The organism is Flavobacterium noncentrifugens (assembly GCF_900100375.1).
Taxonomy (GTDB): Bacteria; Bacteroidota; Bacteroidia; order Flavobacteriales; family Flavobacteriaceae; genus Flavobacterium; species Flavobacterium noncentrifugens.
The window spans coordinates 99,012-111,573 of record NZ_FNEZ01000004.1 but is presented as its reverse complement, the minus strand read 5'-3'; the positions used below and the strand labels follow the sequence as shown (position 1 = coordinate 111,573).

The 12,562-nt window shown below is 37.5% G+C and carries 13 protein-coding genes and 1 tRNA gene; all 14 read left to right on the top strand.

The annotated features are described in order from the left end of the window. The first annotated feature begins 57 nt into the window (after positions 1-57). The 14 genes from BLS32_RS12660 to BLS32_RS18875 all read left to right on the top strand — a co-directional run bounded on the left by BLS32_RS12660 (position 58) and on the right by BLS32_RS18875 (position 12,496). On the top strand, positions 58-1,035 hold the full coding sequence (locus BLS32_RS12660; RefSeq protein WP_091396426.1) for a YihY/virulence factor BrkB family protein: 978 nt from the start codon (positions 58-60) through the stop codon (positions 1,033-1,035). 72 nt (positions 1,036-1,107) lie between these two features. Then, a complete protein-coding gene (locus BLS32_RS12655; RefSeq protein ID WP_091396423.1) occupies positions 1,108-1,494 on the top strand; it encodes a hypothetical protein in 387 nt (128 codons plus the stop codon). 111 nt (positions 1,495-1,605) lie between these two features. After that, positions 1,606-3,159 (top strand): T9SS response regulator signal transducer PorX, encoded by a 1,554-nt coding sequence (gene porX / locus BLS32_RS12650; protein WP_091396420.1) that lies wholly within the window; start codon positions 1,606-1,608, stop codon positions 3,157-3,159. Positions 3,160-3,184: 25 nt separating this feature from the next. Then, the gene (tsaE, locus tag BLS32_RS12645; protein WP_091396418.1) at positions 3,185-3,592 is read left to right on the top strand and encodes a tRNA (adenosine(37)-N6)-threonylcarbamoyltransferase complex ATPase subunit type 1 TsaE; all 408 of its coding nucleotides are present in this window, start codon (positions 3,185-3,187) and stop codon (positions 3,590-3,592) included. Positions 3,593-3,762: 170 nt separating this feature from the next. Then, positions 3,763-4,956 (top strand): alanine dehydrogenase, encoded by a 1,194-nt coding sequence (locus tag BLS32_RS12640; RefSeq protein WP_091396415.1) that lies wholly within the window; start codon positions 3,763-3,765, stop codon positions 4,954-4,956. 36 nt (positions 4,957-4,992) lie between these two features. Next, entirely contained in the window at positions 4,993-5,367 is a 375-nt protein-coding gene (locus tag BLS32_RS12635) for a DUF4258 domain-containing protein (RefSeq protein WP_091396412.1), read from the top strand. 59 nt (positions 5,368-5,426) lie between these two features. Further along, a tRNA-Val gene (locus tag BLS32_RS12630) sits at positions 5,427-5,501 on the top strand. 274 nt (positions 5,502-5,775) lie between these two features. Then, on the top strand, positions 5,776-7,017 hold the full coding sequence (locus BLS32_RS12625; RefSeq protein ID WP_091396409.1) for a site-specific integrase: 1,242 nt from the start codon (positions 5,776-5,778) through the stop codon (positions 7,015-7,017). Positions 7,018-7,162: 145 nt separating this feature from the next. Then, on the top strand, positions 7,163-7,540 hold the full coding sequence (locus BLS32_RS12620) for a hypothetical protein (RefSeq protein ID WP_245699444.1): 378 nt from the start codon (positions 7,163-7,165) through the stop codon (positions 7,538-7,540). A 192-nt stretch (positions 7,541-7,732) separates the two neighbouring features. Next, the gene (locus BLS32_RS12615; RefSeq protein ID WP_091396406.1) at positions 7,733-10,063 is read left to right on the top strand and encodes a TonB-dependent receptor; all 2,331 of its coding nucleotides are present in this window, start codon (positions 7,733-7,735) and stop codon (positions 10,061-10,063) included. 49 nt (positions 10,064-10,112) lie between these two features. Further along, complete coding sequence (locus BLS32_RS18640; RefSeq protein ID WP_217639574.1) at positions 10,113-10,766, top strand: DJ-1/PfpI family protein; 654 nt, start codon at positions 10,113-10,115, stop codon at positions 10,764-10,766. A gap of 3 nt (positions 10,767-10,769) precedes the next feature. Beyond that, the gene (locus tag BLS32_RS18635) at positions 10,770-11,075 is read left to right on the top strand and encodes a YHS domain-containing protein (protein WP_217639573.1); all 306 of its coding nucleotides are present in this window, start codon (positions 10,770-10,772) and stop codon (positions 11,073-11,075) included. Between the two features lie 149 nt (positions 11,076-11,224). Continuing rightward, on the top strand, positions 11,225-12,112 hold the full coding sequence (locus tag BLS32_RS12605; protein ID WP_091396404.1) for a bestrophin family protein: 888 nt from the start codon (positions 11,225-11,227) through the stop codon (positions 12,110-12,112). Positions 12,113-12,175: 63 nt separating this feature from the next. Next, entirely contained in the window at positions 12,176-12,496 is a 321-nt protein-coding gene (locus BLS32_RS18875) for a DUF6660 family protein (protein ID WP_371860037.1), read from the top strand. The last annotated feature ends 66 nt before the right edge of the window (positions 12,497-12,562 follow it).

Below are 12,562 nucleotides of genomic sequence, written 5' to 3'. Positions count from 1 at the left end.
ATAAATCGCAATGAAATATTCGGTGTTTTTTTGTAAATTCATTTACAATCTAACCCTATGAAAAATCCGTTTACAAAACAAAAAGCCAAAGATGCGCTGGGCATTTTAAAGAAAACGTTCAATAGTTTTATAGAAGACCGTGCGCTAAAACTCAGTGCCGCCCTGTCCTATTACACCATTTTTTCACTTGCTCCTTTATTGCTGTTGATGATTTCGCTTGCCGGGTTGTTTCTTGGAAGAGATGCGATTCAGGGACATGTTTTTAGCGAAATCAACGGATTGGTCGGGAATGAAGCGGCTTTACAAATTCAGGATATTATCAAACACATGGAGCTTTCGGGAAAAACCAATATGGCCGTCATTATCGGATCTGTAACTTTGATCATTGGTGCGACTAGCGTTTTTGGGGAAATCCAGGATTCCATTAACCTGATCTGGAAAGTGAAAGCCAAACCAAAACGAGGCTGGGTAAAATTATTGAAAGACAGATTGTTGTCTTCATCTTTAATTGTCGGACTGGGATTTTTATTGATCGTTTCTTTAATAGTAAACGGTGCTTTGGTCGCTTTAAGCGGATTAATTAAAATGTACTTTCCCGAAATTACAGTGTTTGTGTTTTACGTGATCAACATTGTGATTAGCTTTGGTGTCATTACGATACTATTCGGTGTGATCTTTAAAGTGCTTCCGGATGCCAAAATTGCATGGAAAGATGTTAGAATAGGTGCGTTTTTCACTGCTTGTTTGTTTATGCTCGGACGTTATTTGATTGGGATTTACATTGAAACCAGCAGTACCGGATCGGCTTATGGCGCAGCAGGATCGCTGATTATTATATTAGTCTGGGTGTATTATACGGCTGCAATTTTATACTTCGGAGCCGAATTCACGAAAGTGTACGCCGAATACATCGGATCCAAAATCGAACCAGCAGATTACGCCGTTTATATCGAACAGCACGAACTCGAAAAAACAAATGGCGTTTTGCCGCCAAAGCCAGTCAAACATGAAGCAAATGATCAAATCGTGCAATGATTTAATCGAATGGCATAAGGCAATTTTTTATTGGTAGGCGTAAATTTATCAGACAACTAAAAATATAAAATCATGGACACGAAAAACACTATAAAAGAAGATCAGCCGAGCGATATCAATCCGAAAGAAATTGGTAAAACCGAGCCTGCAAAAGAATTAAAATCACAAACAACTGCTGAAATCAAAGAAAGCGGACTCGGCCGTTATCAAGGGCAATTTCCCGGTGATGAACATATCGAAACCAGCATTTCCCAAATTGACAAAGGCACGGTAAAAATACAGGAAAATAAAGAATCTTCAAAAGAGCCGATCAGCGAAGATGACAATGCGGATGAAGATGCAGAAGGTCGCGACACTGCCGGTTACATGAATGACATCAACGATACGGATGACCGCGACCAAAACAACAGCACAGCCGACTGGGATGCCGAAAACAGCAAAACCGGAAGGCACAAATAAGTTCAAAACCAATTGTAAAACATTTTAACTTTACAATAAATTTAAGAACAAACCGTTCAAATAAATGTTAAATTGCTGCGGCTAAACAACGCAAGATAACATTAACAATATATGGACAAAATCAAAATTTTATGGGTCGATGATGAAATCGATTTATTAAAACCGCACATCCTTTTCCTCGAAAAAAAGAACTACGAAGTCACCACCTGCAACAACGGCCGCGATGCTGTTGATGTATTTGGTGAAAACAATTTTGACATCGTTTTCCTGGATGAAAATATGCCCGGAATGAGCGGCCTTGAAACTTTGTCTGAAATCAAGGAAATTAAATCGGCCACTCCGGTTGTGATGATCACCAAAAGTGAGGAAGAATACATTATGGAAGAAGCGATCGGTTCTAAAATTGCCGATTATCTTATCAAACCTGTAAATCCGAACCAAATCTTATTGAGCTTAAAGAAAAACTTAGATCATTCCCGATTGATTTCTGAAAAAACCACTTTGGATTACCAAAAGGAATTTCGCAAAATTGCTATGGAAATGGCGATGGTGAATTCCTTTGAAGAATGGATCGAAATCTACAAAAAACTCATTTTCTGGGAACTCGAACTTGAAAACATCGAAGACCAAAGCATGATTGAAATCCTTGAATCCCAAAAGGTTGAAGCCAATTCTCAATTTGGGAAATTCATTGAAAGAAACTACGAAGACTGGTTTGTCCCTAAAGCCGAAAAACCGGTTTTGTCCCACAATTTATTCCGCGAACTCGTTGTTCCGGAACTTAAAAAGAAAGAGCGTCCTGTTCTTTTTGTTGTCATCGACAATTTGCGTTACGACCAGTGGAAAGCGTTTGAAGCAACAGTTTCAAATCATTACAAACTTGAAAAAGAAGTGCCGTATTATGCGATTTTGCCAACGGCAACACAATACGCAAGAAATGCGATCTTCTCAGGATTGACACCTTTGGAAATGGAAAAACAATTTCCGCAGTATTGGAAAAATGATGTCGAGGATGGCGGAAAAAACCTATATGAAGCCGAATTTTTATCGGCACAACTCAAACGCCTCGGACTCAATATCAAAGAAGATTATTTCAAGATCACAAACCTTGCAAGTGGAAAAAAACTCGCTGAAAGCTTCAAAGGTTTGAAAGACAATGATCTTGTAACTGTCGTTTATAATTTCGTCGACATGCTTTCACACGCGAAAACCGAAATGGACGTGGTCAAAGAACTCGCCGCAGATGACAAAGCGTATCGCTCATTAACCGCGAGCTGGTTTAAAAATTCACCGCTTCTCGAAATTATCCAGCAGGCGCAAAAAATGAATTTCAAGTTGATTTTAACAACAGATCATGGAACGATCAACGTCAAAAATCCGTCAAAAGTTATCGGAGACAAGAATACAAGCCTGAATTTAAGATATAAAACTGGCCGAAGCTTAACTTATGAAGATAAAGATGTGTATGCAGTAAGAGATCCGAAAGCCATTGGGTTGCCTTCGATCAATATGAGCAGTTCGTACATTTTTGCGAAGAACGATTACTTCCTGGCGTATGTCAATAACTACAACCATTATGTGAGTTATTACCGGAATTCGTACCAGCACGGCGGAATTTCGCTCGAAGAAATGATCATTCCGTTTTTGGTTTTTAATCCAAAATAATCAGAAATCTAATTCATAATTTGTAATGGAAATACAATTTTCATTGGATGAAATCGGCGCGGCTGCTTCAAAATTGATCGAACAAAATCCGCAGAAAGTCATTCTTTTTAATGGGGAAATGGGCGCCGGAAAAACGACTTTCATCAAATCATTGGCCAAAAAACTCGGCGTAAATGATACGACCGGAAGTCCGACCTTTTCTTTAGTTAATGAATACAAAACAGCTGATAATGAAATAGTTTATCATTTCGATGTATACCGATTGAAATCGGAAAATGAAGCTTATGACATGGGCATGGACGAATATTTATATTCCGGGAATTGGTGTTTTATTGAATGGGCAGAAAAAATCCCGAACCTGATTCCGGAAGAACATTCATCTGTATTCATTAAAGTATTGCCGAATGGAAAACGCCAGCTGACTTTCAGATAAAATATATTAATTTTTAAAACCATCAAGATGAAACTGTATTGTTTGATTTTGATGGTTTTCTTTTTCAATATCGCAAAGCGGATTCATTTTAAATAATCGCACTAAAGCATTTAACTTTGGTACTTTAAAGCTTTTTCATAACTTTAACCGATAATTTTCACAACACAAAAATGTCACTCACACCGTTTACCAAACAGCAACTGATTCCGCAGGAAGAAAAGTTAGAAATTGCAAGGCAAAAAAGCGAACTTTTCATCGGGATTCCCAAGGAAACAAGCTATCAGGAACGGCGGATCTGCCTGACGCCTGACGCGGTGAATTCGCTCGTTTCTCATGGACATCGCGTGATGATTGAATCAGGAGCCGGACAAAGTTCGAGTTATTCCGATAAAGAATACAGCGATGCCGGCGCAGAAATCACTGCCGATACGAAGAAAGTTTTCGGTTGCCCGATGATTTTAAAAGTCGAACCCGTTACAATGGATGAAATGGAAATGGTGAATCCGCAAACAATCATTATTTCGGCGATCCAGCTTAAAACCAGGAAAAAAGAATATTTTGAAGCGCTGACCAAAAAGAAAATTACCGCACTTGCCTTTGAATATATTAAAGATGAAGATGGCTCCTATCCTGCCGTAAAATCATTGAGTGAAATTGCGGGAACTGCTTCAATTCTTGTAGCTGCTGAACTGATGATCAACAACCAATTCGGAAAAGGATTATTATTCGGAAATATTACCGGAGTTCCTCCAACCGATGTGGTTATTTTAGGTGCTGGAACTGTTGGTGAATTCGCTGCAAAAACAGCACTCGGACTTGGCGCTAATGTCAAAGTGTTCGACAATTCGATTACGAAATTAAGGCGTTTGCAGAATAATCTGAACCAACGCATTTTTACTTCTACCATTCAGCCGAAATCATTGCTGAAAGCTTTAAGGCGCTGCGACGCTGCAATTGGCGCCATGCGCGGAAAAGACCGTTGCCCCGTTGTCGTGACCGAAACCATGGTTGAACACATGAAAAAAGGCGCTGTAATCGTCGATGTGAGCATTGATACCGGCGGCTGCTTTGAAACTTCGGAAGTGACTACGCATGAAAAGCCCACGTTCATCAAGCACAATGTCATTCATTATTGTGTCCCGAATATTCCGTCTCGATATTCTAAAACCGCTTCGCTTTCAATTAGCAATATCATCACGCCATACCTGCTTCAAATTGCTGAAGACGGCGGTATTGAAAGTTCGATCAGATGCAACAAAGGCCTCAAAAACGGTGTGTATTTATACCATGGTATCCTGACCAACAGGGCGATTGCCGACTGGTTTGACCTTCCGGCAAGCGACATCAATTTAATTGTGTTTTAACAGCAGTTTGATTTACCTTTGCCCAAAAAATAATCCATGACTTTTAAATTCCGCTTTGCCTATTATATGTTTGGTTTTATCATAGGCATTTTTTTTGTGACGCTAATTTTTAGTGGAAAAGACACGCGTTGCAATTACTTTCCAAATGCCCGTGTTTTAAACGACCTTCGCACCAAACCATTCCAATATTCTAAAGAAGCATCTGTGACCCTGGCCCAAAAATGGGTCGATACAATCGATATAAAGAACACACTGCAATATGGTGACGTGGATTTTGACCGAAGCAATAAAGTTTTTCAAGGTGGAAAATTGTATACAATCGAAGGAAAAACCACTAAAAACCAACCGATTATCCTTGAAGTCATCAATTATCCTGAAAAGGCCATCCTGAAAGACATTAAAAAAATATAATTTTTATTGCCGATTTGCTTGCAGGTATCGATTCTAAACGTATATTTGCACTCCTATACGGGCGATTAGCTCAGTTGGTTCAGAGCATCTGGTTTACACCCAGAGGGTCGGGGGTTCGAATCCCTCATCGCCCACAAGTTTAAATACAATTAGTTTCAAAACCCCACAAATCTTACGATTTGTGGGGTTTTTGCTTTTGTGCAAGTAGCAAATTATTCATTCAATCTTAAATCTTACGAAACAAATGCGATGCCCTTTTAAAAACCGTTCCAAAGGGCATCGCTAAATTTTCTAAGACCTTGCAGACAGCCGTACTAACAACCTGTTCACTCACCTGTTCAAAATTTGTACATCTTGTTTGTTATTACTCAGAAAGATAAATTGAATAATAATTAAAAGGTTACCACCATGAAAGAAAAAATCACTTTGCATTTTTACTTAAGAAGTAAAAAAGCTGTTGCCACAGGACTATTACCTCTTTATGTCCGCCTTACCGTCGATGGCGAACGTGTAGAATTCAGTTCTAAAAAATTTATTGAAAAATCCAAATGGTCCGAAGACTTGTCGAAAATGAAAGGCAACTCCGAAGATGCCCGTTCAATAAATAGCTATCTCGATTCGATGAAAGCACACGTCACAAACATCGAGATCATGTTAACGCATAAAAGAGAGGCTGTAAATATTGACAACTTTAGGAAGCACCTCTTTGGCCAAACAGATCGCGACAGAATGCTTATTCCAATTTACCAGGCGCATAATGATAAGATCAAAGGGCTGCTTGGAAATGGATACGCACCGGGAACACTTGAGCGTTTCAAAATTTCCCTAAAACATCTTGAAGAATTCCTAATTTGGAAATACGATATTAAGGATATTGCCATTTCTAAAATCGATTTTGCAATGATTACCGAGTTTGATTTTTATTTAAGAAGTGAAAAGAATTGTAACAACAACACTGCTGTTAAGTATGTCCGAAACTTTAGGAAAATCATCAAAATTTGTCTCAATAACGACTGGCTTGAGAAAGACCCATTTGTTAAGTACGATGGAAAAATGAAAGAAGTTGAAACCGAATTTTTGACCGAAGAAGAAATCAAAGATATCTACTCAAAGAAATTCCGTACACCAAGATTGGAACTTGTTCGCGATATTTTTATTTTCTGTTGCTTTACTGGCCTTGCTTACGTTGATGTAAAAGGACTTAACCGAGATCATATAGGAATTGGCATAGACGGACAAAAATGGATATTTAAAAATCGTCAAAAAACGGATACAAAGTCTAAAATACCCTTGTTGCCGATTCCCGAAGAATTGATTAAAAAATATTCCGCACATCCTAAGTGTCTAAATGAAGATAGAATTTTACCTGTTCTTAGCAATCAAAAGATGAACGGTTATCTGAAAGAAATTGGTGATTTGTGCCAAATCACAAAAGAGATTACTTTTCACATGGCACGACATACTTTCGCGACATCAGTAACACTCACGAACGGTGTTTCCATTGAAAGTGTGAGTAAGATGCTTGGACATAAAAATATCCAAACCACTCAACATTATGCTAAAGTTCTCGATAAGAAAGTTAGTGAAGACATGCAAAATCTTCGCACCAAATTTGCTGATGGATTTTCATTATTAGAAGCAAATGCATAAATAATACATAAACTGCCTTCGGCAGTTTTTTTGTATTACTTATCGAAAAAAAGAAATGAAAATGTTTTTTAAAACCATTGAAAACTTAAATGCAAAAGATTGCTATTTCCTGAATTTATTAGTTTCTATTAGCTAAATTTGCGCTGTGAAAAATTTCGTATTCATAATATGCTTGACTATACTTCTTAAACCTGTCATTCCAGTTTTTGATTATATCCTCAATTATAATTATATACGCACCGTACTTTGCGTCAATAAAGAAAAACCTGTAATGGGATGTGATGGGAAATGCTACCTCATGAGCCAATTGGCTGCATCTTCTGAGGCAGAAAAACCTGTCTCATCTGATAAAAAGGATGCTCCTGTTTTTGAAATAATAGATTTGTTTTTTGCTGATCTTACAAGTTACGATTATCTTATTGTCGAAAATAATATACGTTCAACATTAAACTCTTTTTACAATAATCTTTATTGTAATCCAAACAGCTGGTCATTTTTCCATCCTCCTATCAATACTTTTTAGATTTCTTTGCAATCGATTTGCGCTTATTCTCATTTGGCTGAGTCATTTGAAAATACTTTCATGTGCATATTTTTTACCAATCAAGAATTGTTTTGAGATGTAAGATAAGTATCGCTTTAAAAATATAGCGTTGCTCACCTTGACATGCATCAGGGTAACATCTTAATTCAATTATTCTAAAAATCTAATTCAATGCATTTAAAATATTTCATAATCATTACATTAAGTTTTTGGGCAACATATAGTTTTGCACAAAACCTACAGGGGACAATCAGGTCCCAAACAGGTATTCCATTGGCTTTTGCCAATATTTCTGTGTTAAATAGTTCAAAGGCAACAATGACCGATAGAGACGGGAATTTTGCTTTATCATTGCCTGATGGCATTTACACTATTGCCGTTTCTTTTGTTGGCTATGCTACCCAAACTAAAAAAGTACAAATTGAAAAAGATCATTCAACTGCTATTGATTTTATTTTGACCAAGCAATCAAGACAATTGGATGAAGTAGTTATAACCTCTGAAAAAAGGGAAGAAAGATTGCAACAAACTCCGGTTGCCATCTCATCGTTAAGCGGAAAGAAATTGAATGATTACAGAGCGTGGAACATTGCTGATTTAACTGCTATCGCTCCTAGCCTTTTTGTTAGTGAGCATGGTAATAGTTCTGGCTCAAACTTTTTTAATATCCGTGGAACAATGGGATTTACCAATGAGCAGTCGGTTGCTACTTACGTCGATGGCGTATACCAGTTTGATTTTTATTCTACACCAATTAATTTTAATAATATCGACCGCATTGAAATTTTGCGTGGTCCTCAGGGCACACTATATGGCAGAAACGCCTTTAGCGGTGTAGTAAATATTATTACTAAAAAACCCACCAATACAACAAGTGGTTTTGCGACGCTTGATTTCGGGAATTATGATCAGCAGCGATACAGCATTGGATTTAATACCCCTATTGTTAAGGATATACTATTCTTTAATATTGCCGCTCAGTTCAACAAAAGAGGTAGTATTTATAGCAATCCGACCTTGAATACAGACAATTTCGATGGCCGAAAAGATTTTAATATTGATGGAAACCTGAAATATCTGATTAGCGATAAATGGCAGGTTATATTAAATGCTAAAACAGAAAACGATAATGATAAGGGTGCGTATCCGTGGTCTAGCAGTTATGATGATGTGCTTAACAATGGCTATCGGGCTTTTGGTAATTGGGACAATACAGAACGAAGAAGCAATACAAATGTATCGGCAACCGTTAATTATTTCGGTACACATTTCAATTTCACATCTGTTTCATCCGGTATTGATTTTCATGTGTGGTTTCCTGGACGATTTGATTTCGATTTTACAGCAGATAAATTAATTAGCGGCAGCAATGCTACCAAATCGCGACAGCTTACACAGGAGTTTCGATTTTCTTCGCCTGCAAATGACGGGAACTTGAAATGGACGGCAGGTTCATACCTGTTTGCAGAAAAAACAAAGACCAACTTCATCACCTATTATGAGGAAGGTTATGTCATAATCGACCCTAAAGCGCCATACAGCACAACAACAAACGGCGTCAGGAAAAACGGAGGCGTTGCTTTTTTTGGTCAGGCAAGCTACAGCGTTACACCAAAGCTGGATTTCACGGCAGGTGCCCGATACGAGGTTGAGAAGAAGGATAGATCAGAAAGCAACAACCTTATAGAGGATAATGTAATTACACTCATCACCGCAACAGAAACTGACAGCAAAACTTTTAATGCCTTTACACCTAAACTGTCATTGAGTTATAAGATTACTGATAATTCATTAGTGTACGTCTCCTATGCAAAAGGTTTTCGTGTAGGTGGTTTCAACATCGGTGCTGCAGGTGCAAATAATATCACATACGATCCTGAGAAATCAGATAATTACGAGAGCGCAATCAAAAATAATTTCTTTCAAAATAAATTAAAACTGAATCTTACAGCATTTTACCTGCAGCAAAAAGACCAGCAGGTAGGCACTTCAACAGATGGGGTTAATTACCTGATGCTAAATGTTGGAAATATGAATAATTTTGGTTTGGAAGCGGAAGTAAGTGCTATACCTTTTAAAAACTTTGTATTGGATTGGAATGCGTCATACTCAAATGCCAAATATGCGAAGCTTGACTTGTATGATTACGCTTCTTCATCCACAATTAACTATAAAGGCAATCGCCCTATCAATAATCCTGAATTCTCAAGTATGCTAGCCGGACAATACAATTATCCAATTACAAAAAGCAAACAAAACCTTGCAGTATTTGGAAGAATAGAATACAGATACGTCGGCAAGTATTACTTAGATTTTTTAAACACCCAATATCAGATGGGTTATGGCTTAATTAATACCAGGTTTGGTATTACCGCTAAAAATTATGAGATTGCTTTGTGGGCAAGAAACCTAAAAGACGCCCGTTATGTTTCATGGGGTTATGGCTCTTATCTATTGGGCAGTCCCAGAATGTGGGGCGTTACTTTAACCGGAAAATTTTAAATTAATCAAAAAAGGGCTGCAGCCTTGCAGCCCATAAATTTTATATTATATGAGTAAGAATTTATTAACCATCATGTCGTGCATTTTGTTGCTTGCGTCATGCAAGCAACAAAATGATCAAAAACGAACGTACAACGTGGAAAAAGCGGACGAACAAATCCCAAAACAGAAAGTTGATATTAAAACGGTCGGCATATTATTGTACGATGGTTACGCGCCTTTGGATGCAATGGGTCCATATGCGGTCTTTAGCGAATTGATGGGATCTAAAGTGTTTTTCGTAGGAAGGCATAGAGGTTTGATCGAAGACGCAAAAGGCATGAAGGTACAAGTCGATTCATCAATTGCTGATGTAAAACAGCTGGACATCCTATTAATTCCCGGTGGTTTTAAGCAAACATTTGAGGCAACAAAAGATAAAGAGTTGCTGGACTGGATTAAATCGATTGATTCTATATCCACATACACAACAAGCGTATGCACTGGCGCCTGGATACTAGGCGCAACTGGATTGCTAAAAGATAAAGAAGCCACAACGCATTGGTCGAGCAAAAAATTATTAGCTGATCTCTACGGAGCAAATGTTAAGAGTTTACGATACACTCATAGTGGCAAATATTGGACAAGTGCTGGTGTAACGGCCGGATTAGACATGAGTCTTGCGTTGATTAATGAAATAAAAGGGGAAAAATATACTAAATGAGTCATGCTCGATCTGGAATATGATCCAAAGCCGCTCTACAATGGTGGCAGCGTGCAGAATGCTGATCAAGATGTTCTCAGTACGATGCGCAAAATGTATGATGATGGAATTGAAAAGTTATTGCATCCAGAACTTGGTTACAAGAATATAAAATTTGATAACTCAAAAGATTTTGCATGCGGAATGCCAATATCCGACGTTGTTAGTGATACTTTACACTATAAAGAAAAAGTATATGGATTTTGTTCTAAAACCTGTAAAGATGAATTTTTAAAGAATCCTAACAGATACTTGACAAAAAGAAATTGACAGACGTGATTTTATAATTTTCATAAGCCTGCGATTAAATTGCAGGCTTTCATTTTCAAAAGTGAGGCTAATACCAAAAATATGGATTGGTCTACTAAAATTTTAAACTGTAAGTTTGCAAAAAATTACATAAACTATCGAAATATCCTATGTTAGTTAAAAACAATAAAAATTCTATTTTCTATTTCATCAAATCAATATGGATAGATATTGTTGCGATTGTAGTATACGCAATAGTTATTGGAACATTAGACCATAACACCGAACTGAGAAAAGTTACCGTACCATTACCGATCACTAGCATATTAGGGACAATAGTAGCACTGCTTTTGGCTTTCCGTACAGCACAATCCTATGATCGTTGGTGGGAAGCCAGAAAAGTATGGGGCGAAATAGTAAATGATTCCAGAACACTCATTCGTCAGATCAAACAATTTTTAAGTGATTCTGAATCAGAGGAAGACCTTAAAAACTTTAGTACAAGACAAATTATTTGGTGTCGTGCTCTGTCAGAAAACCTACGCAAAACTCCATATTCTAAGGAGGTGTCTGACTACCTTCAACAGCATAACATAAAAGCAAATAATATTCCGGCAGAACTTTTGAATAAGCATGCCGATCATTTGGCACTAGTTTCAAAAAAACAATCGTTAAATGACAATAAACAGGTACAAATAGACACAACTATCGCGCGTTTAAATGATGCAATGGGGAAATGTGAAAGAATTAAAAATACCGTGTTTCCCAAATCTTACAGCCTTCTTATACATTTTTTGATTTATGCGCTGACATCGATCCTTCCGTTTGGCCTGGAGGACAACTACCCTGCTCTTGAAATCGTGTTAACAATTATTATTTCCTCAATCCTTATTTCAGTGGAGCAAACCGCCATAATTATGCAGGATCCTTTTGAAAACCAACCGACAGATATTCCGATGAGCGCACTTTGTGCTGTAATCGAGAATAACATAAATGAAATCTGTAGTGATACGCTGATTCCTGCGATTGCAGAAAACCAATCTTACTACATAAATTAGCCAATCTCCCAATTTTTACATAATTATTAAGATCATATTGCAAAAAACATTAATTTTGTTTCCGTGAAGTATTTATGCACCATATTGGCTTTAGTTATAATCGCGCTATCAGGCATGCCTTGTACCGACGGTCAGTTAACTGATTATAAATCTTCCAATATCGCCACAACAGAATTTTCTTCCCACAACGATCAGCATAAAGATCAGTGCTCTCCTTTTTGTGTATGCAATTGCTGCCGCACGATTCCCTTTTTAGTGATCGATACTAAAGTGCCTGAAAAAGCTTTGGCATCTGCAATGATCATTAAGAAACAGCCAAGTTATACTTCCGTTTTTATCTCCCGCTTCCACGGTTCCATTTGGCAACCGCCCAAAATTAGTTAAATGACAATCTTATTTTCGATTTAATCGAAGTGATCCGTTATGGCCATTGGCCATAATATTTATCGT